This is a genomic window from Selenomonas ruminantium subsp. ruminantium ATCC 12561 (assembly GCF_000424065.1).
Lineage (GTDB): Bacteria > Bacillota > Negativicutes > Selenomonadales > Selenomonadaceae > Selenomonas_A > Selenomonas_A ruminantium.
Genome location: NZ_AUJE01000018.1, coordinates 40,542 through 64,442, shown reverse-complemented (window position 1 = coordinate 64,442; position 23,901 = coordinate 40,542). Strand labels below are relative to the sequence as shown.

The 23,901-nt window shown below is 45.7% G+C and carries 21 protein-coding genes; 2 read left to right on the top strand and 19 right to left on the bottom strand.

Annotation, left to right across the window (positions count from 1 at the left end; all coding sequences use genetic code 11):
- Window positions 1-16: 16 nt before the first annotated feature.
- The 15 genes from G598_RS17470 to argC all read right to left on the bottom strand — a co-directional run bounded on the left by G598_RS17470 (window position 17) and on the right by argC (window position 18,611).
- Window positions 17-1,177 carry a restriction endonuclease subunit S gene (locus G598_RS17470; protein WP_051180094.1) on the bottom strand — a complete coding sequence of 387 codons (1,161 nt, stop codon included), beginning with the start codon at window positions 1,175-1,177 and terminating at the stop codon, window positions 17-19.
- Window positions 1,170-2,648 carry a type I restriction-modification system subunit M gene (locus tag G598_RS0108405; RefSeq protein ID WP_026766595.1) on the bottom strand — a complete coding sequence of 493 codons (1,479 nt, stop codon included), beginning with the start codon at window positions 2,646-2,648 and terminating at the stop codon, window positions 1,170-1,172. Before G598_RS0108405 ends, G598_RS17470 begins: the two co-directional genes overlap by 8 nt.
- A gap of 165 nt (window positions 2,649-2,813) precedes the next feature.
- Entirely contained in the window at window positions 2,814-3,197 is a 384-nt protein-coding gene (gene crcB, locus G598_RS0108400; RefSeq protein WP_026766594.1) for a fluoride efflux transporter CrcB, read from the bottom strand.
- A gap of 19 nt (window positions 3,198-3,216) precedes the next feature.
- Entirely contained in the window at window positions 3,217-3,456 is a 240-nt protein-coding gene (locus G598_RS0108395) for a hypothetical protein (RefSeq protein ID WP_026766593.1), read from the bottom strand.
- Window positions 3,453-3,593 carry a hypothetical protein gene (locus tag G598_RS19735; protein ID WP_157833302.1) on the bottom strand — a complete coding sequence of 47 codons (141 nt, stop codon included), beginning with the start codon at window positions 3,591-3,593 and terminating at the stop codon, window positions 3,453-3,455. Before G598_RS19735 ends, G598_RS0108395 begins: the two co-directional genes overlap by 4 nt.
- Before the next feature lie 555 nt (window positions 3,594-4,148).
- Window positions 4,149-4,649, bottom strand: coding sequence for a hypothetical protein (locus tag G598_RS0108385; protein ID WP_026766592.1), 501 nt, complete (start codon window positions 4,647-4,649; stop codon window positions 4,149-4,151).
- Between the two features lie 136 nt (window positions 4,650-4,785).
- Window positions 4,786-5,031, bottom strand: coding sequence for a YdbC family protein (locus tag G598_RS0108380; RefSeq protein WP_037363666.1), 246 nt, complete (start codon window positions 5,029-5,031; stop codon window positions 4,786-4,788).
- Window positions 5,012-10,027: an AAA domain-containing protein gene (locus G598_RS0108375; RefSeq protein WP_080656988.1), complete on the bottom strand. Its 5,016-nt coding sequence runs from the start codon at window positions 10,025-10,027 to the stop codon at window positions 5,012-5,014. Before G598_RS0108375 ends, G598_RS0108380 begins: the two co-directional genes overlap by 20 nt.
- Window positions 10,028-10,449: 422 nt before the next feature.
- A complete protein-coding gene (gene argH / locus G598_RS0108370; RefSeq protein WP_026766589.1) occupies window positions 10,450-11,868 on the bottom strand; it encodes an argininosuccinate lyase in 1,419 nt (472 codons plus the stop codon).
- Entirely contained in the window at window positions 11,865-13,079 is a 1,215-nt protein-coding gene (locus G598_RS0108365; RefSeq protein WP_026766588.1) for an argininosuccinate synthase, read from the bottom strand. Before G598_RS0108365 ends, argH begins: the two co-directional genes overlap by 4 nt.
- Window positions 13,080-13,117: 38 nt before the next feature.
- Window positions 13,118-14,047, bottom strand: coding sequence for an ornithine carbamoyltransferase (gene argF, locus G598_RS0108360; protein WP_026766587.1), 930 nt, complete (start codon window positions 14,045-14,047; stop codon window positions 13,118-13,120).
- 11 nt (window positions 14,048-14,058) lie between these two features.
- Window positions 14,059-15,261: an acetylornithine transaminase gene (locus G598_RS0108355; RefSeq protein WP_026766586.1), complete on the bottom strand. Its 1,203-nt coding sequence runs from the start codon at window positions 15,259-15,261 to the stop codon at window positions 14,059-14,061.
- A 171-nt stretch (window positions 15,262-15,432) separates the two neighbouring features.
- The gene (gene argB / locus G598_RS0108350) at window positions 15,433-16,317 is read right to left on the bottom strand and encodes an acetylglutamate kinase (protein WP_026766585.1); all 885 of its coding nucleotides are present in this window, start codon (window positions 16,315-16,317) and stop codon (window positions 15,433-15,435) included.
- 12 nt (window positions 16,318-16,329) lie between these two features.
- On the bottom strand, window positions 16,330-17,541 hold the full coding sequence (gene argJ, locus G598_RS0108345) for a bifunctional glutamate N-acetyltransferase/amino-acid acetyltransferase ArgJ (protein WP_026766584.1): 1,212 nt from the start codon (window positions 17,539-17,541) through the stop codon (window positions 16,330-16,332).
- A gap of 35 nt (window positions 17,542-17,576) precedes the next feature.
- A complete protein-coding gene (gene argC, locus G598_RS0108340; RefSeq protein WP_026766583.1) occupies window positions 17,577-18,611 on the bottom strand; it encodes an N-acetyl-gamma-glutamyl-phosphate reductase in 1,035 nt (344 codons plus the stop codon).
- Between the two features lie 186 nt (window positions 18,612-18,797).
- Between argC and G598_RS17465 the strand changes: the two genes are divergently transcribed.
- Window positions 18,798-19,640 (top strand): transglycosylase domain-containing protein, encoded by an 843-nt coding sequence (locus G598_RS17465; protein WP_037363663.1) that lies wholly within the window; start codon window positions 18,798-18,800, stop codon window positions 19,638-19,640.
- Between the two features lie 55 nt (window positions 19,641-19,695).
- Here G598_RS17465 and G598_RS0108330 read toward each other — a convergent pair whose 3' ends face one another.
- From G598_RS0108330 to G598_RS0108315, 4 genes are all read right to left on the bottom strand, one after another.
- Complete coding sequence (locus tag G598_RS0108330) at window positions 19,696-20,262, bottom strand: hypothetical protein (RefSeq protein ID WP_026766582.1); 567 nt, start codon at window positions 20,260-20,262, stop codon at window positions 19,696-19,698.
- A 105-nt stretch (window positions 20,263-20,367) separates the two neighbouring features.
- Window positions 20,368-21,246 carry a diacylglycerol/lipid kinase family protein gene (locus G598_RS0108325; protein ID WP_026766581.1) on the bottom strand — a complete coding sequence of 293 codons (879 nt, stop codon included), beginning with the start codon at window positions 21,244-21,246 and terminating at the stop codon, window positions 20,368-20,370.
- Between the two features lie 3 nt (window positions 21,247-21,249).
- A complete protein-coding gene (locus G598_RS0108320) occupies window positions 21,250-22,926 on the bottom strand; it encodes a putative polysaccharide biosynthesis protein (RefSeq protein ID WP_026766580.1) in 1,677 nt (558 codons plus the stop codon).
- 133 nt (window positions 22,927-23,059) lie between these two features.
- Window positions 23,060-23,320 carry a hypothetical protein gene (locus tag G598_RS0108315; RefSeq protein WP_026766579.1) on the bottom strand — a complete coding sequence of 87 codons (261 nt, stop codon included), beginning with the start codon at window positions 23,318-23,320 and terminating at the stop codon, window positions 23,060-23,062.
- A 190-nt stretch (window positions 23,321-23,510) separates the two neighbouring features.
- Here G598_RS0108315 and G598_RS0108310 point away from each other — a divergent pair, with 190 nt between their 5' ends.
- Window positions 23,511-23,900: a hypothetical protein gene (locus G598_RS0108310; RefSeq protein ID WP_026766578.1), complete on the top strand. Its 390-nt coding sequence runs from the start codon at window positions 23,511-23,513 to the stop codon at window positions 23,898-23,900.
- Window position 23,901 lies beyond the last annotated feature (1 nt).

The following is a 23,901-nucleotide window of genomic DNA, read 5'->3' as shown; positions in this document are numbered from 1 at the left end:
CAATCATTATATATAATTAGCCAAAATAATCCTGCATAAGTTTTGCCTTTAGCATCTGCAACGTTTCTATGCTTTGCTGAACAGCAAGTTTCGATTTGTCGGTTAGGACTACGAAGTCGGCGAATTGGTTTTGAAGTTCTATCGGTGGTACTATTACTGGAGTATTCCTCAACTGTGTCATATTGATACTTGCAATCCCCGTAGTTTGCTTTGCAGATTTTAGGAAGTACCTCTTTGTAAATGGCTGCTGTAAATATGCTTCAAAGTATGTGGGATTAACCTTCTCGTTAAGTCGTACACGAAAGATATGATTTTGATGAATGCAATCCTCTGGGACCTCGTTAATCAACGCACCACGACCAACTTTATCAGGGTCGCCACCTTCTGTCATAAGGATATCATTAGGCTGTATGCGATATTGTTCGATTTCTTTTTCAGTCGCCATGATAGTTTTTATAGTAGTCCAATCAATGTAACCATCTTTTACATTGGATACTGCCATATATGGAACTTCTCGCAAATCCTTTTCTTTTGTCTTACGCCCCTTCGTAATGCCAGAAACAATGTCAGCTATACAATCTAACTTCCAGATTTGGAATGGTAATTCAATATTAAAATCCCCAAACATCTCAACAAACCGTGATTTGACTAGCACATCTAAAACATCAATAACGCTATTTCGATTATCTATCATTTTATTTAATTGATCCATAATCGAAACAATTTTTATCTGCTCATCAATACATCTGTCTATAATTTCTATATTTTCAAGAACATCTATTTTTATCCCCTTGATGGTTGCTCCTCTAGCTTGGTTATTAAGATATTCCGTCTTAGCTAAAATAGAATACACAATATATTTTTTATTCCAAATTGCTTCATCGATATCAACTAAAGATACTACATCCTGACTTGTTGACATTGGTACATTATTTATTGCAACCTTACCAACACCAACACGAGTTCCTACCATTATCGAATTTGCTGGAACAATTTTAGCGGCTGATTCTGTTATCGCTAACTCAGAAATAAATTCTTTTGCATCTTCAAAACCGATAATATCACCGTTCAATGCTACCGTACTTATCCATGGTATTTCCCCTCGGAAATATTCTGCTTTTTTCCGTGACGGTGTCCCCCCAGATTGGAATCTTGCAATGTCTCCAAGTTTACTCATCATTCCCCTCCTGATAATAACATAAGCTCCGTAATTTTTCCATGGAATCAACATATTCCAACTCCAACTCATCAAGCTTAGTTATCAATTCCTGAGAGCTAGGATATTCCACCGGCACATACTCAATTTCCTTATACTTGTTGATGGACAAGTCATATCCGTTCTGCCGGATTTCTTCTACCGGCACAAAGAAGCTCTGCTCCGTGCGTTTGCGGCCTTCTTCCTTTTCCAGATTCTTGAAACGAGCGATAATGTCAGGAATATCGTTGTCCTCAATCTCCTGCCGCTTATCATCAAGGCTGTAACCATCAGCCTGCATATCGTAGAACCAAACCTTGTCCGTACCACCTGCATTTGTCTTGGTAAAGAACAGTATTGCCGTTGACACGCCTGCATAAGGTTTGAACACACCACTGGGCATGGAGATTACTGCCGTCAATTTGTTGTTATCCACAATTTCCTTACGCAACGCCTGATGAGCCTTGGACGAACCAAAGAGCACACCATCAGGAACAATAACCGCCGCTCTGCCGCCCAGTTTCAAAATGCGCAGGAACAATGCGAGAAAAAGCAGCTCTGTTTTCTTCGTCTTGGTGACACGCAGCAGACTTTCCTCCACCGTTTCACTGTCCAGAGAACCCTTAAACGGAGGATTGGCCAGACAAAGGGTATAAAGTTCCTTATCGGAGTTATTCTTGGAAAGGCTGTCCTTATAATCTATCCCAGGATTTTCTACGCCATGAAGCATCATGTTCATGGTACCAATGCGCAACATGGTGGGGTCGGTATCAAAACCGTGAAACATCGCAGAATTAAAATGCTGTGCCTGTTCATCATCCAAGAGCATATCGCCGTGATTTTCACGAACAAATTCTTCAGCGGCGACCAAAAATCCTGCCGTTCCCATAGCCGGGTCTACGATGATGTCCGAGGGCTGCGGCGCTGCCATTTCCACCATCATCTTGATGATATGGCGGGGCGTGCGGAACTGACCGTTGATTTTGGAAGAGGCCAGCTTGGACAGCATGTACTCGTACAAATCGCCCTTGCTGTCCCGTTCCGTCAAATCCAGCTTGTCTATTCCCTCAATGATTTTCGCCAGTTTGTCCGGTGCGGAAATCTGGAATGTCGCATCCTTCATAAAACGGGTATAGGACGCATCATCATCCGGATGCAGCGTTTTGATAAAAGGAAAAATCTCCTCCTGCATAAGCTGAAACTGCACAGCTGGCGCTAAGTTCTTGAACTTGCTCCACCGATAATTCTGCTGATTCGGGCCAAAGATTTTCTCCTCGTTCTCAAAGCCCAACAATGCCGCATTTGCTTCGTTCTCTGTCTCTATATCATCCAGCTGCTTAATAAACAGCAAATAGGTGAACTGCTCGATAACCAAAAGCGGATTGGTCAGCCCACCTGTCCAAAATGTATCCCAAATCTGGTCTACTTTATTTCTTTCTTCACCAACTAACATCCGGCGTTCCTCCTGCTTTAACAATATAAGCCTATTGTATAATTTATAAGCAAAGATGTCAAAAGAGCCTTGCAGAATGTATTACCATAACTATTGGCACTTTTTCCGATATGTTACTTTCCTCAAAAGATATACTTTTATTCGTTATTCTGAATTTGTTGCTGACTATAAAGCGGCTGCAATATGAAAACCAAGTATTGCCGCACCAAGTCCCAGTAATACATTGGCACAAACATTAGCCAAGGCCAAGAATATGTTGCCTCCATTTATCAAGGTCAAGGTTTCCATGCTAAAGGATGAAAATGTTGTAAATCCACCTAAGAAACCCACGGTCAACAACAACCGCAAAGATTCCGGAAGCATGTTGGCCGATTTGGCCAGCGACAACAAAATCCCCATAACAAGCGCCATAAAGAAACTCCCCACTGTGTTTACCAATAATGTCCCAAAGGGAAACATCCTCCCAAATCTTGCACCTATGGCTGTGGTCGCCATATAACGGCACACTGCTCCGAGCCCGCCTCCAATGAACACATATAAAAACTGCATGTATTTACTCCTCGTTAAATCACACTACAAGTTCCTTTACATACCGCACAAGTGTCTTTTCATCAGATACTAGGATTGGCTCTGGTACATAGAGAAAAATACCTTCATCAATAGCGCGGGCTTCCTCTGATACATAACAGCCGGCTTTTGTCATAAGGGCAACATCCAGCCTATCTATTGATATCAAGCGCTTGCCGCTTACATCGATTAATCTAGCCGGATATTCTTCACCGTCAAAATTGATGGTCATCATCTTCATTCTACATCCACACTTTTATTCTGTTCTGACGCTCTATCCGGCTTTTCTGTATGCTGTTTTCTTAGTACATCAATAAGCCGCACTGCACTGCCTTCGTTAAATTTCTTGGGCCTCTCTTCAAACCGTAACACACACATTTCGGGATACTCCTTTACATCTCTTAATTCTTTGACGGCATTTCCGCCGTCAAGGGGATAGTCAATAACATACCATAACTCCAGACAAAACTGCAAGCTTATATAACAACGATAACGCACAAATAATGAATTTATTATACGCCCTTTGCCTCAAATCCTTAACCGAATGTATATTTCCACAGTCATCAGGCTATATTTATGTAAAAAAATACAGTACTGCAGGCAGGATTATTCCATATAATAAGTCACATAGCATATATCGGTGCTACCCTTTCCCTAATCCCTATTGGATAGTACCGTCAGCGAGCTTCCCCAGTTCGCAAAGGTTAATACGCTCTGACTGGCACTTCCCCAAGCAATAACAGTCAGGGCATTTTTTGTACCTGTCCTTCTTATGAGCCTCTTTTTCGTTATTTAGCAGCTCATCCAGTCTGTCTTCAGTCCAGGGACTCATAGTAGTGTAATACAAAGAAGCGGTTGATAAGTCAATTTTTGACATGTCAACCGCTTTATTTTCTTCGATTCCGACTCTGCAGCAACTTTACTGCCCTCTCCTCATTGAGCACGTGCATGCGCTTGTGACAATTTGGGCATAAGGCCACGGTGTTCTCCCTCGACTTCTACCTCATCGCCTGCCTGTCTATATACGCGGTTAATAACCTCTAAGACCTTTCCCTTGCGCTGATGCTTCTTGGCTTGTTCCATCAAGAATCGTACATGTTCATCGGAAACATGACACATATATTGCTGCTTGCCGGTCCCCTTACGATTAAAAGCACTTTCCTGATATGGTCTTAAATTACCTAACAGGGAACTTTCCCCCTCGGTAACTAAATCTACCAATACTGAATATACTCTATTCTTATATCTAAAATTCATTGAATCAAAAGTAGGGCTAATAATTTGTGTTCTTATCCAACAAAATCCTTGATATACGTTTAATATTCCCTCATTATATTTGTTGAATAATGTCTGTAATTGTTTTCCTGCGATAGACCATCCTTGAAGATACTCTCTACTTTCATAAGGCCTATCAGCCATATTCCATTTTGACATAAGTTTTCTCGCCTCTCCATTTTCACTTAAAGATAATGAACGCCACTTAGATAATATACAAAAAGCAGACAGCTTGACTTGTCAAAGTCATGTTTGCAAAACCCAGCCGCCTGCCTCAGTATCTCAATCCACTATCTCAACTGTCTAAAAAAGCAATTTCCTTGTCAATGAGTTCTTTCAGCTTTCTCAACTCATCTTCTGTCAATGTTATTCCCTTACCCATTTTTTCACGGTTAGGCCCCCAAGCACGAATATCATATTTCGGGTCTCTTCCATTCCATATTACCCGATTAAATTCCAACCTCCATCCCTTTTCCTTTTCCGAAATCACCCCTAATTCGTTTGCCATTTCAAATTTTACATCACTTTTTTCTTTTGCCATAATCTCTACTCCTTATACTGAAATATGGCTCGTTTTCTGTCGATATTATGCCACGCTTATTCCATATAACCGTGTATTCCTCCCCTAGCAGTTGAAGCAACTCATTTTCGGCGGACTTTTCCGTTATAACCCAGATTACCTCCATCTCCTGACTTTTATCAATCACTTGATAGTTATGCTGCTCTAACAGTTCCGCGACTCCACTTAAACTCTTTGGAGGCTGCATTGTCACTCCTGAAAACAAACTTGGCTGCTCAAAAACAGAATTAGCCTTACCGGATACTTCCGTTGATACTGGCAACTCAATACCAACATCAGTTGGATTATGATCTAAGAAAGCATCACTATCAGCTTTGTTAACAATAGAAGTTTCCACTGTTGACTCTGATTGCAATAGTATCTCAGCTCTATGTTTGACACGTTTCAGCAGTTCCGTTTCTCTTCCTGCTTCAATTGATACTTCTTCAGATACTTCAGGATGGATATCCAAATCCTCCAGTTCTTCCACTACACGTTCAATAGTCTTATCCGGCTGTCTGAAGTATTCACTTCCCCTGATTCGGATAAATGTCCAGCCAATGCGTTCCAATATCGTCTGACGTTCCATATCATTACGCACCTGTGCTGGCGAACTATGATAACGCTCACCATCACACTCAATGGCCACTTTTTTATCGCCACAAACAGCCACCATGTCAATTCTGTAGGCACCCACTTCCCATTGCTGTACAATATGATATCCACGAGACTTCAGCTTCATCGCCACCTGAATTTCAAACTCTGAATCTGCCATTGCTGAAACCACAGTTTGCTGAACCTCTGTATTATTAGGATTTAATGCATATTCAAGCAGACCTTTTCTAATATCTCCAGCTTGAAGATTCACATTATGGTCTAAGGAATTAACCACCCATAGCTGATCTCTTGCACGGCTGGCAGCAACATTATAACGCTTGCGTGTCGAATCCTGTACACCATCTCCTCGCTTAGTCAAAATTTCCGTAGGATTGGAAGGACTATCAACCATGCTCAAAAAGACAACATCCCGTTCATCCCCCTGAAAATTTGAAGAGTCTCCGCACAGTATACGCCGTTCTTCCCTTTCTTGTGCATCTATCTCCTCATCCTGCGTGATAAACTTTTCAATTAGCTTAGCCTGCTCTATTCCCAACAAGGATATCACACCAAATGACTTCCCTTTATACTCTGGCTGTTCCATGCACGCCTTCATCAATGCAACAACAGCCTTCGCTTCCGGTTCATTAATTTTTCTTCGTGCATCCCTTTTGCCATCAATCACACGGTAATTCACTACTGCAGGTAGCAAATTACTGCTGCTGGCAGAGCGCAACGGCATAATTTTACCATCATAAGAAAGCCAGTTACTGTAGCCAATGATTTCCGGCACACAACGGAAATGTTCCCTTAACATCAATGGATGATATGTGGTCATAGCAATATCATAGATAGATGTCTGAGAATCATACAGTTTATAATTGGGAATATCTGATGACAAATACATTTGACGCAAATTATCCGTTTTATCCGTATCAATCCCTACTGCCATCGGACTAACTTGCTTATCATCACCGACTACAATCACTTTCTTGCCCATAAATAAGATTGCCAAAGATGAAATATCTGCCTGGCTCGCCTCATCCACAATAACAATATCAAAAGTATTTTTTTCTGGATTCAAATTTTCCATTACCTTATGAATTGGCATAATCCAAGCAGGAACTGCCTCTTGACATTTCTCCATCTTCTTTCTGGCTTCAACCTTAAACATAGGTGCTCTTTTTCCTTTTCCCTTGCCAATTCTTTTCACAGCCAAACACCATCCCTGTAGTGCCTGCTGCATATCCATATCTGCCTCTGTCTTCCGTAGCAAATGATACCAACCGGATTTCTCCGCATACTTAGCTGTAATTTCCCGATATGCTTTGCTCAATCTTCTGCTCTCTGCCTGATATTCACTAAGCGGAGTTGACGTAAGGTCTTCAATCAGCATAGATAACTGCCGCCACTTCCACGCCTCCATGATATCACTACGAACCACATCACTGCCATGTATCCCTTCATGTTTACTGATCGCTTCCGCCCAATCCGGCGCATAAGGTTGCAAGCGTTTGAGATACTCATTTCGCTTAAACATTACATTGTATTTGTCATAAACAGCTACCAACCGTCCCAGTGAGTCACAATAAAGTTCAGTATTCTTTGTCGCTACTGCACGATATATATCCTGCAGGATATTACTATTCACCCGTTTATCCTTAACAAGAATTTGTGAAAGCTTTTCCAACTGCTCCCGATAACTAGTTAGATTCAGGATATCCATGCACACATCACAACATAATGGAATAGACTCATGAATAGCTGTTAAGCGTTTACTAAGTGCCGTTTGTGCAGAATCCAACGCCGTAATACCACACACCTCAGCCTCAGGAAGGCCTGCACTCTTCAACAAATTACTAAAATCCATATAATCCGTAGCAGTCCAATTCAAAAATTTGCCTACAGAATGCGTATATTGGACAGCTGCTCGTTCCGGCTGCGGCCCTAGTGACTGAAATTCCGATACACCATGCGGCACCAGCAGTTCATTCCAAAAATTATTACATTTCCTACGCGCCTGTTGAAGTTCAATCGTCAGAATAGCCACCTCACAATCTTTACTGCAAGATGGTACGTTTCCAGACACCCGGACAGATTTCAAAGCTTTATCACAAGCCTTATGGAAAACAGAAAACATAAATGGCAATTTACCTTTATCCAGATATCCTTTAGCTTCCTTTAATGGTGCCAGTAAATCATCCACCAATATCCCTTCGGCAAAAGTAACCTCCATGCCCAGACCTATATCGGCCATTTTGGCACTCAAATCATTCGTAATTTCAACCTGTTCGATAAGACGTTCCCAGCGGGTTCTATACCCGCCTCCAGTCTCGCCATCGACCACAACGGCCTGCTGCCAAGGCAAAATTTCACCATATTTACTGCAATACTCTTTTAATGCTTTGATTGGCTCTTTTGCTGGATAACCAATTATAAATTCCCGACCAAACAACCTAAACTTGATGGTCTGACTTTCCGTGGACGCATCCACAGAAAGAAAACCTGCCTCACTAACAGAATTGATATGATGTTCCACCTCAGAATAATGCCGGCATAATTCTTCAAAATCAGTTACCCCTAGCAATTCATTCGGCGCAGGGAGGTCATAACTTAACTCAGCAGCATCCATATCCGTTATTATTTTATTGCTACGGTACAGCTCGACCAGTTCATCAAAAGTCAAAGGCAGCACAGCCTCCGCCTTAACTGTGCCAGGAATATAATCTAACTTTTCTTGATTGAAGGCAACATATTTAGCTGCATCTGTCGGTGTCAGACTTTCCCCTTGATATATAATCGATTCACATTCCTTTTGAATGCACATGAAAATTTTTTTCCTGACCTTTGCCAGACCAGCAATAATGCTTTTACGCTCTTCACCGATAGTTTCCATTTCTTTCTTCAGACTATTTGCGGAATGATGCGACATAAAGCTGGTAATGCCTTCAACAGACCTCTCCATATCCTTATTAGAGTCGTCCAGCAACGACACACAAAGGCTTTGCAGTCCTGGTGCTATTTTATCTTTTAGGACATCCAATGCTTTTGTTGTGTGACTGGTAACAAGGACACTTTTCCCCTGTGCAATAAAATGTCCTAACAAATTAGCAATAGTATGCGTCTTACCCGTACCAGGAGGCCCTTGAACCAGCACAGCATTATATTTCTCTATGCGATGCGCTATTTCCAACTGTTCACGATTAGCTTCCTTGCTCAGAAGAATATCTACACTCTCACCGCCAACCATGGCCAACTGTTCTTCAATGGAATATTCTCTATCAGCAGGTGAAACATCTGCTTTTCCTCCACTGACTAAATCTATCAGCGTTTTCGGGATTTCCATTCCCGCCCCAATCGCTTCATTGATTTTTTCTATGGCTCTTATCGTACCATCCTGCCGCTTACGAAGGATAAAACACGGATTATTATAAAGCAAAAAGCGGTTATTATGCTTCCAACCATCTGGTTCTCCATTATTTGAATAAACACTATCTGACGACAATTGACGAATTAAAACTTTTAGAAATTCGGGGGTATCATTTCTATCCAGCGGATGATAATCTTTTTCCACCAATTCATCCTGTAATGCATTGATTGTCTGCAGATTAACACCATTCAATATCTTTAATACATCAGAGTAAATCTCAGGCTCAGCATCAGTATCAAGAATATACATTGTGTTACTGACAGCATCAAAGTCCAACTTTACCCTACGTGTCAATATTGGATGACAAACAGATGTATTCCTTGCATCACAAAAAATACCATTTCCAACAACGACCTCCTCTGTTTCACTATCCCGTTTCAACGCATAGTATTCACTATATATTTTATCAAAAACATCACGATTCCCAGCAATTCTTTTTTGATTTTCCCTCCATTGTTCACGAAGGACAGACCAACGCTTCGATTCACAAACTCTGTTCGTATTCTCATCAAAAGATATTACTTTTTCAACTTCCTCCGCGGTATCAGGATCAATTTCCATAACAACTTTTTCATCATAATACTCTAGGTCGCAACGAAAATCATTCCAACCATCTTTCAACCAATCTAGTAGAATATTCTCAGGCGCCGGACACGGTTCAAAATCTTCCTTATGCACCTTAAGCAGTACATTATCCTGCTCATCATCCACTGACACATTCTCATCATCCGAAGTTCTATCTTGATAAAACAGCTTGATATTCTCCGGGTCATTTGGCAAATCAGAACACCATAGATGCCACCGATAATCTTTAACATTAAGAATCGTTTTCTGTTTCAGTTTATTCAATTCTTGAATAAACTGAAACAAAGATGATACACGATTATAAATTATAGACTGCGATTCTGTTTTATGATTTATTCTTTCATCATGCATTTTTATCACCGACATTTCTTTATAAGCTAATCCATAAATTGCTTATAATCATACACACGTTAAAATTAGCTCTCCACTGCATTTTCTTCATGGAGATTATTCGATACCACTCATGGAAAAACCTGCTACATTATTCGATAATTTCATATTATCACAACGTGTCGCCCGTCGGCGGTAGATAACAAGTTCATTGTGTTATTTCCGAAACGTATTCAGCTGGGGATTTACAGGAAAAATTCTTTACAGTTCCTATATTATGGAGTTGACATGTCATATTGTTTTCAATCCATTCTTTCAGTATCCGCTACGTGTATTTGTCAAGCTTCTTGAACTCCATGTACAAACCGAAAAACAGCCTTACAGAAAATCTTTCTTCTGCAAGGCTGTTTCGTTATGTTTGACAAGTCAATTTGACTTGTCAAATTTATGTTGACATGTCAGATTTGTTGACTCGTCAATGTCGTATTGGTCTTTTTTTCAGCGTCGATAAGTTCCTGTGCGGCGGTCAGCTGCAGTTTGACCTGCTCTGTTGACGTACCGCCCAAGGAAATGCGCTGGTTGACGCAGGTTTCCGGCTTCAAAGCCTCGGCGATGTCGGCCTCAAAGAGCGGCGAGAGTTCCTGCAATTCCGGCAGGGTCATATCGGCAAGATATTTGCCCTCGGCAATGCATTTGTGCACGGCCGTACCGGATACCGCATGTGCCTGACGGAAGGGCATGCCCTTCTTTACCAGGTAGTCGGCCAGGTCGGTTGCATTGGAGAAGTCCTCCTCCACCGCCTTGCGCATAACATCTTTCTTGACCTTCATGCCACGGATAAGCTGGGCATAGACACCCAGGCTGAATTTCACCGTGTCGATAGAGTCAAAGATACCTTCCTTATCCTCTTGCAAATCCTTGTTATAGGCCAACGGCAAACCTTTGACCGTGGTCAGCATAGCCATCAGGTGGCCGATTACCCGGCCCGTCTTGCCGCGCACGAGTTCGGAAACATCCGGATTCTTCTTCTGCGGCATCATGGACGAGCCCGTGCAATGGGCATCATCAAGTTCCACAAAGGAGAACTCACGGCTGCACCAGAGGATGGTTTCTTCCGACAAGCGGGAAAGATGTACCATCAAAATGCTGGCTGCCGACAGAAATTCCATGATGTAGTCACGGTCGCTGACCGCATCCAAACTATTGCTGTAAATCTGCTCGAAGTTCAGCTGCTTGGCCACAAGTTCCCGGTCAATCGGGAAGGTGGTTCCGGCAAGCGCGCCAGCGCCTAACGGCATGATATCCGCCCGCTGGTAGACGCCGCTGAACCGGGCATAATCACGGGAAAGCATACCGAAGTAAGCCATCAGGTGATGCGCAAAGAGAATCGGCTGTGCCCGCTGCAGATGCGTGTAACCAGGCATAATCACATCCTGATTTTTCTTCGCTGTTTCGAGCAGGGCTTCCTGCAAATTGATGATTTCTTTCTGCACGGCCACCACTTCCCGGCGGATGTACATGTGAGTATCGAGTGCCACCTGGTCATTGCGGCTGCGGGCGGTATGGAGCCGCCCGCCAGCTTCGCCAATGGCCTCGGTCAGCCGCTTTTCGATATTCATGTGGATATCTTCCAAATCCACCGAGAAGTCAAACTCCCCGGCTTCAATCTGCGCTTCGATATCCTTTAAGCCCTGCAGAATGGCACCGCAGTCATCATCGGAGATAATGCCGCATTTGGCCAGCATGATGGCATGGGCAATGGAACCGGCAATATCTTCGTGATACATGCGTTTGTCAAAGTTTATGGAGGCCTGGAATTCGTTGACCATTTCATCTACGGTCTTGGTGAAACGACCTCCCCACATGGCCTCACTCATTTACCCGTCTTCTCCTGCATCAGGGCACGAACTTTAAGCGGCAGGCCGAACAGGTTGATAAAGCCCGTAGCATCAGCCTGATTGTACACATCATCATGTTCGAAGGTTACAAATTCCTGGCTGTAGAGGGAATACGGAGACGTGGAACCAGCGGAAATGATATTGCCCTTGTAGAGTTTGAGCTTAACCTGACCGGTAACCGTCTGCTGTGTGCTGTTTACGAAAGCATCCAGTGCTTCACGCAGCTGGCAGAACCACATGCCATCATAGACGAGTTCAGCATAGCGGATGCCAACCTGCTGTTTGTAATGGTAGGTGCTGCGGTCAAGGCAGAGATATTCCAGTTCACGATGTGCATAATAGAGCAGTGCTCCGCCCGGATTCTCATACACGCCACGGGACTTCATGCCCACCAGACGGTTTTCGCAGATATCCACGATGCCCACACCATTGCGCGCACCGATTTCGTTGAGTTCGGTCAGCAGTTCTACAGCGCCGAGTTTCTTGCCGTTAACAGCAACCGGTTCGCCCTTTTCAAAGTCAATGGTCACATATTCCGGTTCGTCCGGAGCATCCTGCGGAGCCTTGGAAATCAGGAACATGCTGTCTTTCGGTTCATTGGCCGGGTCTTCAAGGTCAGCACCTTCATGGGACAGATGCCAGATGTTTCTATCCATGGAATAGGTCTTGTTATCCGTAGCAATGGGGATATCATGCTTCTTGGCATATTCGATTTCGGCAGAACGGGAATCGAGGTCCCATTCACGCCACGGAGCAATCAGCGTGATGTTCGGAGCCAGAGCCTTAACGGTCAGCTCAAAACGCACCTGGTCATTGCCCTTGCCGGTAGCGCCGTGAGCAATAGCATCCGCGCCTTCCTGCTTAGCGATTTCCACCAGCTTCTTGGCAATAATCGGACGGGCAAAGGACGTACCGAGCAGGTACTTATCTTCGTAAACAGCACCGGCTTTGAGCGTCGGCCATACATATTCCTTGAGGAATTCTTCCTTGAGGTCAGCGATATATACCTTGGAAGCACCGGATTTCAGCGCTTTGTCATGCACGGCATCCAGTTCATCGCCCTGCCCTACATCAGCGCAGCAGGCGATAACTTCGCAGCCATCATAATTTTCCTTGAGCCAGGGAATAATAACGGATGTATCGAGACCACCGGAGTAAGCCAGAACTACTTTTTTAATCTGTTTAGCCATAATAGAACTTCCTTTCCACTTCTAAATCTATACTCGCCTTAACCCATTGTCAGCGCCATAATGGCCTTTTGGGTATGGAGGCGGTTTTCTGCTTCATCAAAAATCACATGGGCATTGGCCTCTAAGACTTCCTCGGTGATTTCTTCACCGCGGTAAGCCGGCAGGCAGTGCATTACGATAGCCCGCTTGTCCGCATGAGCCATAAGTTCCTTGTTGACCTGATAGGGAGCGAAGATTTTCTTGCGCGCATCGTGTTCATCTTCCTGTCCCATGCTGGCCCAGGTATCCGTAACCACGATATCAGCGCCCTTGACCGCTTCTACCGGGTCGGTTACGAGCTCAATGCTGGCGCCCGTGAGTTTGGCATCTTCTTTTGCCTGCTTGGTCACCGTGGCATCCGGCTTATAATCTGCCGGTGTAGCAGCCACAAAGGTCATACCGGCCTTGGCACAGCCATACATGTAGGAGTTGGTCATATTGTTGCCGTCGCCCACATAAGCCATTTTGAGGCCCTTGAGGTTCTTGCCCTTATGCTCCTGAATGGTTAAGAGGTCAGTGAGCACCTGACAGGGATGGAGCAAATCCGTCAGCGCATTGATAACCGGAATATCGGCGTATTTGGCCAGTTCCTCCACGCGGTCATGGCCGTAGGTACGAATCATAATGCCATCCAGATAACGGGACAGCACGCGTGCCGTATCCTTAATGGGTTCGCCGCGGCCCAGCTGCAAATCGCGGTTCGAGAGGAACAGCGCCTGCCCGCCGAGCTGGTACATGCCAACTTCAAACGAAACTCTGGTTCGCGTGGAAGACTTTTCAAAAATCATGCCCAGGGTCTTGCCCTTTAAGAGATGATGTTCGATTCCCGCCTTCTGCTTGGCCTTGAGTTCATGGGCCAGTGCCAGAATCTCCTGTACTTCATCCACGGATAAATCGTGGATGGACAACATATCGCGTCCTTTTAACATCCAAAGCCCCCTTATTCGGCGTATTTGCCGATAACTTCGTCCATTACGGCAAATGCTTCATCAATCTGTGCTGTGGTGATGATGAGCGGCGGGATAAAGCGCAATACCTTGCCCGCCGTGCAGTTGATAATCAGCCCCTTGGCCAGACAGTCATTGACGATATCCCGGCCATGTTCGGCACCGGCAAGTTCAGCGCCGAGAATCAGACCCTCACCACGCACATCTACAATAAATTTTGGATATTTTTTCGCTAATTCCTGCAATTTATCCTTAAAATATTTGCCTACAGCCTGAATATTTTTCAAAAATTCATCTTTTGGTACCGTATCGAGTACCACATTGGCTGCCGCACAGGCCAGCGGATTGCCGCCAAAGGTCGTGCCATGGTCGCCAGGCTTAAAGGCTGCCGCTACCTTGTCGGTGACGATAAAGGCGCCGATGGGCACACCGCCCGCCAAACCTTTGGCCAGTGTTACGATATCCGGTTTGATGCCGTAATTCTCATAGGCGAAGAACTTGCCGCTGCGGCCGATACCTGCCTGTATTTCATCGAGAATCAGCAGGGCACCATGCTTATCGCAAAGGTCTCTAACCTGTTTGAGGTAATCGCCATCCGGTGTATGGACACCGCCCTCACCCTGAATGGTTTCGAGCATCACCGCCGCCGTCTTGTCGCTGATTTTGCTTTCCAGTTCGGCGATATCGTTGTAATGCACATAGGTGAAACCTGCGGGCAATGGCCCCAAACCTTCATGGTAATGCGTCTGTCCCGTAGCCGTCAGCGTAGCCAATGTACGGCCATGGAAGCTGTCCCAGGCGGATATGATTTCCGTCTTTTCGGGATTGATGCTGTATCCATACTTGCGGGCAATCTTGATGGCCCCTTCATTGGCTTCCGCGCCGGAGTTGGCGAAGAATGCCTTATCCAGACCGCTGAGCTTGACCAGTTTGGCCGCCGCATCAGCCTGTGGCTTGGTGTAGTAGAGATTGGAGCAGTGAATGAGTTTTCCTGCCTGCTCCGTCACCGCCTGTACCAAGGCCTTGTTGTTATGCCCCAGTACATTTACCGCAATGCCACCCAAGAAATCCAGATATTTCTTGCCGTTTATATCCCAAACCTCGGCGCCTTCGCCGTGGTCAAGGACGATTTTATAGCGGTTAAAAACCGGCAGATAGCTTTGCTGGTCCTCCGCAAAAATTTCCTGTTCCTGCATATTGTGCCCCCTTCGGAACTGTTACAAAATAAATCAGTCATATAGCTTGCCCAAATTTCCATAGGCGTTGTTGTCGTCGGTCGCCATAGCCCCCGCTATGACTCCCTCCTCCGCCTAGCCTATGAAAATTTGTTCTGCGCTCTATTGACAGATTTATTTCTGCACAGTTCCTTACCGCACCACCTGGGTGCCAATGCCCCGGGAGGTAAAGATTTCCAAGATAATGGAGTGTGCGAGCCGCCCGTCAATGATATGGGTCTTGCCTGCGCCCTGCTCCAAAGCCGTCAGGCAGGCTTCCACTTTGGGAATCATGCCGCCAGCGATAATGCCTTCTTTGATGTACTGCCTGGCCTCGGGCAGATGCAAGGTGGAGATGAAACTTGACTTGTCATTGAAGTCCTTGTAAATCCCCTCGATATCCGTCAAAAGCAGCAGTTTTTCTGCCTGCAAGGCACCGGCAATCTCTGCCGCCACATAATCGGCGTTGATATTGTAGCTCTCGCCGTTATCGCCTACACCAATGGGCGCGATAATGGGCACATAGCCCTGTTGCAGCAGGTCTTCGAGAATACCTGTGTCCACCTGCTCCACTTCGCCGACATAGCCGATATCCACCTTTTTGGTGTCCTCGCCTTCGTAAACCGTGGCCAGTTTCTTGCGGGCTTTGATCAGCCCAGCATCTTTACCGCTGAGCCCCACAGCCCTTACGCCGCGGCGGTTCAGGAGATTGACAATCTCGGAATTGACCTTGCCGTCGAGCACCATTTCCGCAATCTCAATGGTTTCTTCATCGGTGACTCTAAGCCCTGCCACAAAATCTGATTCCTTGCCGACCTTTTTGAGGAAGCCCGTGATATCCGGACCGCCGCCATGAACGATGACAGGACGGATACCAACGTATTTCATCAGGGCGATATCCTGCATAACTTTTTCTTTGAGATCATCGTTAATCATGGCATTGCCGCCGTATTTGATGACGATGGTCTTGCCATAGAACTGCTGGATATAGGGCAGGGCCTCCACCAAAATGGCGGCTTTATCTTCTGCTGTAAACATCAGCCTGCCTCCTTAGGTGTGGTATTCCCCGTTAATCTTCACATATTCATAGGAGAAGTCACAGCTCCAAATATCGGCTTTGGCATCGCCTTCACCCATATCGATACCGATAACGATATCATGGGCCTCCATGACCTTCCGCAGTTCTGCTTCATCATAATCTGCGCCTACACCATTGGCATAAACGGGAATATCACCGAACTTCACGACAGTCTTATTCGGGTCCATCGGTACGCCGGCATAACCCACAGCGCAGATTACGCGGCCCCAGTTGGGGTCTTCACCGAAGAACGCCGTCTTTACGAGCGGACTCTTGGCAACGCTCATGCCAATGGTCTTAGCTTCGGCAAAATTTCTTGCCCCCGTTACGGAAATAGTCAGGAACTTGGTAGCGCCTTCACCGTCAGCCGCAATCTTCTTGGACAGCTCCTGGCAGATATTCTGCAGCGTGGCCTTAAAGAGCTTGTAATCCTCATTTTCTTCGGTGATTTTCGCATTGCCTGCGGCACCGTTGGCCAGTACGATAACCATATCATTGGTGCTCATATCGCCGTCAATGGAAATCATATTGAAGGAAACCTCGACGATTTCCGACAGGGCCTTCTGCAGAAGCTTGCTGTCAATGGCCGCATCCGTCGTGATAAAGCAGAGCATAGTGGCCATATTGGGCTGAATCATGCCCGAACCCTTGGCGATAGCACCAAAGCGTACTTCCTTACCGCCGAGCGTAATTTCTGTAGCGCAGGACTTGGAATAGGTATCCGTGGTGATGATGGCCTTGCCGGCGTTCTCACTGCCTTCGGTGGACAGTTCCTTAACCGCCTGCTTGATACCATCTTCCATCTTGTCCATGGGCAGGTTCACACCGATAACGCCGGTGGAGGCAACCACTACATCGTCCGCCTTGCAGCCCAAAGCCGTGGCCGTGATATCCTGCATAGCCGCCGCATCTTTTTCGCCCTGTTCGCCCGTGCAGGCATTAGCGCAGCCGGCATTCGCCGTGATGGCATGTGCCATGCCCGTAGCTACAACTTTTTTAGACGCGCGTACCGGAGCCGATGCTACCGCATTCTGGGTAAAGGTACCGGCCACGGCCGCTTCCTGTTCCGTATAGATTACGGCAACATCGAGATTGCCGCTTTTCTTTATGCCGGCCTTGACACCGGCAGCCTGAAAGCCCTGCGGGTAAGTAACCCCGGCTTTTTTATGTGCATCACTAAACATATATCTTCCTCCTCAGAGTTGTTTTTCGTTTTTTATCAGGGATAAAGGGGGACGAAATCAAGTCCCATACGTTCTTCAAAACCGCAGGCGATATTGAAATTCTGTACTGCCTGCCCGGCAGCGCCCTTCACGAGATTATCAATGGCCGAGAGCACAATCACGCGGCCTGTTCGTTCATCCACATGCCAGGCGATATCGCAGAAGTTAGAACCGCGAACTTCCTTGGTGGAAGGATATGCACCTTCGCCCAATAAACGGATAAAGTATTCCTTGCCATAGAGCTTTGCAAAAGCGGCACTGACCAAATCCGCAGTTACGCCCTCTTTGAGGTTGGCATAGCAGGTGGAAAGAATCCCCCGCGACATCGGCACAAGATGCGGCGTGAAGTTCAAGAGAACCTTTCCCCCCGAAATATCGGCCAGTGCCTGCTCAATCTCCGGCGTATGTCGGTGCTTGGCTACATTGTAAGCCCGGAAGTTATCGTAAAGCTCCGGGAAATGATTGGCCTGCTTGGCACCGCGCCCTGCCCCAGATACACCGGACTTGGCATCGACGATAATCGTATTCACATCGATAAGATGCTGCTTGGCCAATGGCGCGAGTGCCAAAATGCTGGCAGTGGTAAAGCAGCCGGCATTGCCGATGATTTTGGCCCCCTTTATCTGCTCCCGATAAAGTTCAGCCAGACCATAAACACGTTCGGCATCCTGATGGGTATGCGGTACATGATACCATGCTTCATACACCGTTGTGTCGCTAAAACGATAGTCAGCGCCCAGGTCAATGATTCGCACCGGCATCCCCGCAAGCGCCCGACCCACTTCCATGGCATGACCATGCGGCAGACCGATAAAGACAAAATCGCTGTCTTTGCCGATACGCTCGATATCCTTCATGGACTCCAGTTCCATATCGTAAAGCCCCCGCAGATGCGGATAAAGGCTGGCAATCTTTTCACCGGTATGACTTTCCGAAGTGATATGCACCACTTCTGCCTGCGGATGCTGATAGAGCAGCCGCAGAAGTTCGGCTCCGGCATAACCGGTAGCACCAATAACGCTGACCTTCATAGAGAAATTCCTCCTCCGATACAAATTTGACCTGTCAACACGGATTTTTAATCCGTCAATTTTGATATGTCAACTGTATCCTGTAAACTTCATTTATAATTATACATCTATATTGCATAAAATTGCAACCCCTATTTATAAAAAATCGTGTTATAATGTAATTATAATTTTTTAAGGAGTACATTTATGAAAAAACATAAAAAACGTCGAATTTACCGACAATTTTTCCGATTAATCTTTTTTCTGATTCTGCTCTTCTTTATCACCTTCTTTTTAGCGGGCGGTTTTTACTTTTTCTCCCCTCGCACCTGGCAGCACGTTGGTGATTTTCTGCCCAAACTTGAGGCCGTTCTGCCTGCTAATCAGCAGACTGACCCCCCTAAGAAAATATCCACCACCGACCGTCTCAGTCGTATGCTCTTCATCAAAAGGGCTGTAGATGCCCGTATCGACCGGAACCATTATGTGAAACTCCGTGATATTCCCGAAGATATGCAAAATGCCATAATTGCTGTTGAAGACAACCGCTTCTACAGCCATTATGGTTTCGATGTGCAAGGTATCATGCGAGCAACACTTGTCAATCTCCAGTATGGAGAAGTCACCGAAGGCGCCAGCACCATCACCCAGCAGCTAGTCAAAAATCTCTTTCTCTCTCACGAGCAGTCTTTTGGCCGCAAAGCCGAAGAACTATTGCTCTCACTCGATATGGAAGCCAATTACAGCAAAAGTGAAATATTAGAGTTATACCTCAACACCATTTACTATGGTTCCAATTTCTATGGCATCGGTCCGGCTGCTGAAGGATACTTTAACAAAAGACCTCAGGATTTAAAACTTCCCGAAGCAGCTATGCTGGCCGGCACACCTAATGCCCCATCGCTCTATTCGCCTTATGTTGACTTTATGCTGGCCAAAAAGCGACAATTTATCGTAATCGATGCCATGGTACGTAACGGCTACATTGATGAAACCACCGCTGAATCGGCAAAAATCAAACCGTTGTATTTGGCTGAGCCTGCTGAATAAACAGATAAGAAAAGGAGACAGCCCCCCTTTTACAGGGAGCCTGTCTCCTTTATTTTTACTTCTTTTTGTTATTGCCTTTCAGCTGCTCATCAGCAGAACGGTCAAAATGTTTGTAGAACTGTTCACTGAGGTTGTTGAAGGTTGTTACCGTGTCGCCTTCACTTTTGTTTGCGCGAATCTCATACGTATAAAGCAATTCATTGGTACCAGCTTTGAACACATCAAAGAAAAAAGTCGTACGACTATTGTTTGCCACCGTCAACACTACATATGCATCGGCATAATTAGCTACGTTTTCCTTGTAAATCTTAGCAGCCTGACGGCGGTCAAGTGCTTTGATGTCCACATTGGTAGCCGTCTTAATCCCTTCAGCTACAGCATCATAGGAAATAACATAGCCACGGGATACGCGGCTGGCATCCGATACAATCTGCGTCAACATTTCTTTGTTCGGAGCCTTATCATCAACAGGCGTATAGAGCGGCGCAGCCACAGCAATACGCTTTACAGCCGTAATATCGGCACCTTCCTGAATCGTTACATTGTCATAATTGGCAAAAGCTACCTGAGCACTAAATACCACCATGCATACAACGAGTAACATTTGAACAAATTTTTTCATGGATTGTTTCCCTCCACCTTATAAAATTCGCGAAAAATCGCGCCTTCTTTATTGTACACCATTTTAAGCTATTCCGCTAGTGCTTAATCGTGTTTTCCCTTAAACTTAGCAATAAATCGCAATAGCTTGAGGAACTGTTTCTATCGCCAGCGGCAGGGACGGTCCGATTTCACCATCCAAATCGCTCTGCAGTTCCCCTTGCGTCTCAATACGGAAATTCTGTGCCTGCAGATGGAGTACACAATCCTTTTCCGATACAGGATTTCCCGCCACCAAATCAGCCGTAACCGCCATCAACTTATGGACACCACATTTTTTGATAGCCAATAGGTCCAACTTGCCATCATCTACAGCAAGCCCAGAAGCTACATTTTTCATACTGCCCACCACGCCACTGTTGATAACCACGAACAGAAACGCTTCCAATTCATGTTTTACACCATCAGCCGTAATGACGAGTGGCACAGCCCGGAACTTGGGAATCTCACCAATGCCTTTAAGATAATACGCCATCTTGCCCAGTGCATTTTTCAAACGTCTGTCCACTTCATGGGCAATACAGGTCATCATGCCAGCACTAGCAACATTGATGAAGTATTTGTCACCGACCTTGCCGACATCCATACGCCGGATACTTCCTGCCGCAATCTTATCAAAATAGGCTTCCATATCCTCATTTATCTTGAGATATGTGGCAAAATCATTCGAAGTACCGCTGCCAATAATCCCCAAAGGTAAGTCCAAGTGATTTTTTACCAACAGATTGACGCATTCATGTACAGTGCCATCACCACCGGCAGCTAAAACGCCATCTGGCTTTACTTCTTGTAAAAAATCTACAAAATCTTCATTGCCCTCTTTTTTTGTGCGGTAGAGAATCAATAACATTTCCCGCCGCTGAAAAGCTTCTACAATCCAATCCAGCTTATTCTTAAAGGCTGCATGTCCCGATACCGGGTTATAAAACAGCACCAGCTTCTGCAAAGTTTACGCCTCCTGTTTTTCCTCCGCCTTGAAAACGCCTATTTTCCGCAGAAATTTAATCCCAATCCGGCCAATCATCGGCATACGCTCCAAATCATCCTCTTTAAGGCCACCGATTACGAGCATAACCGCGATATACACAGCACAGCCAAAGAAGACCGCACCAAAAGTAGAAACAGCCCCCATCTGCCACCAGGCCATGGTGAAATCATAGAAGAAATACACGGCTGCAGCCATGATTGCAGAGGCCACTATTGTTTTAAGCAACTGCGGGATTTCCATGCGATAGCCGATAAACTTGTAAATAAAAATCAGATTGATAATGGCGGCAACGCCCATATCCGCTGCCGTCGCCCAGGCAGCACCCATGATGCCCAGCCAGGGAATAGCCGTAAGTTCCCAGTTCAGAATAACTTTGGCTACAGCTGCCAAAATCATATTTACCATCGGAATAGTCGGATGGCCCAGGCCCTGCAAAATGCCTGTAGACACCTGATGAAGCCCCAATAGAATTATGCTGACTGCCGAAATCATTACCGCAGGGCCAGCGCCCGGTGCATTGTAGATAAGCGATGCAATAGGCGTAGCCAGTACAAAGACAATGACAAAAGCCGGGAAGCAAACGAAATTTGAAATACGCACAGAAGCTGCCGTCTGATTATATACACGCTTCATATCCTTCAGCGCTCTGGCCTCAGAAATAGCCGGCACAATGCTCATGGCCATGGAAGCCGTAATGATACAGGATAAGTTTACCAAGGGAACCGCCATACCGGTCAGATAACCGAAAAGCTCCGTTGCCTCATTGACACTATAGCCTGCCACTTCCAAACGCTGCGGCACAATCATCAAATCCAGATTGGACACGACTGGCAGCATAATGCTGGCCGCCGACACCGGCAAAGACAGCTTAAAAATCCGCTTGATAATCGACCAGGCAGGCTCAGCTTCCGTCCCCGGCAGGGGCTGCAGATCATGCCCGTAATCCCGCTCGATATCCTTTTCCAATTTCCAATGGAAGTACACGAGTACCATAAGCCCGGTTACGGCACCAGCCAAAGCACCTAAAGATGCACCGGCAGATGCATAATCAAGCCCCCACGGGAGCAAGAGTTCTGCCAGCAGAATCATGGTGATAACCCGGAAAATCTGCTCCACAATCTGCGAAACCGCCGTCGGCGTCATCCGCTGCCAGCCCTGCAAATAACCGCGGGAGCTGGCCAAAAAGGTGACGAAAAACACCGTAGGCGCCAGTACAACAATCGACTTATACGCACGGGCATCGCGGACAAACTGCCATTCAATGAGCCAGTCCGCCGCAAAATAGGTCATAAACGAGAAAAAGAGGCCCGTTACGAGCATCAACGCCATGGAAATATGGAATACCCGCTTAGCGCCATAAATATCTTTCAAGGCCACACGTTCCGCCGTGATGATGGAGATAGCCACTGGCACACCAGCCTGAGAGACCGTCATGGCAAAGAAATAGATAGGAAAGGCCATCTGGTAAAGACCGATACCTTCACCGCCTAAGATTCGGGAAACAAAAATCCAGTTCAACGAACCGATGACCTTGACCACAAAACCAGCCACGGTCAGGATAAAGGTTCCTTTAAGGAAAGACTCTCCCTTACTGGATTTATTTTCCGTTGTAACTTCCTGCTTACTAATGAGAAACACCGCCTATATATGACGAGTACATTTCCGTACCCCAAATAATCTGCCGCACTGCCTGTATAGAAAAGGCACGCAACGTATGAATTATACCACACATTGCGCGCCTTATCCATAGTAAAGCTAAACGAAAAATGAATTAAGCGTGTGCCAGCTCGTCGTTTTCATCGTAAACCGGCAGCTGATCATCTGCCATTTCGCTGAAATCGAAATGAAGTGCTTTGCCTTCATCCAGCGTGCGAATCTTGCCAGCAACTTCCGCATCGGCTACGAACGGACGGCACTTATAAAGGCTGTCTTCCATGCCAGCAGTCTCCGGCACATAGAAGCCCAGACGGTCAGCCACCGTCTTAAAAGCATAGAAACGCTCAGCTAAATCGCACCATTCAAGATTTTTCATTGTCAAAAACTCTCCTTCTAATCCCAAAACCTTACAGAAAAAAATTATACTTAGTATCCCGACTCACTTTCCTCCCACAGAAAATGAGATGTCTGTAATCATAACAGTTTTCTTTCGAATTGTCAAATTCTCGTATTTTGCCCTAAGCTGTGTTAAACTAGCATTGAGAAAAATTAACGAGGTGTTTGCCATGAATTACGTTTTAATCCTGCTGATAGCACTGCTATCCATCATTTTCCTATTGGAAATGCGCCACTCTATGCGCCGTTCCAATGCCAACAGCCGCCTGATTGAAAAATACCGCGATGACCTGCAAAATAAAGAACTGCTGGCAGAAATCTATGCTTTCTGCCAGCAGGATTACAAACTGCGCCGTATCGTAAAGAAACACAACCTTACACTTGATGACATGGAAATAATCTACCAAAAACTATTGCTTTGGGGTAATTTCCATAAAGGCCGTCGTTTCGTGCCTATCACATCATTCCTTTATGTCTATACACTGGATTACCTGTGCCAGCATAAAGATGGTGACGCCAAAGAGTTAACGATGCGCTGCATGAACTTTTTACATATATAAT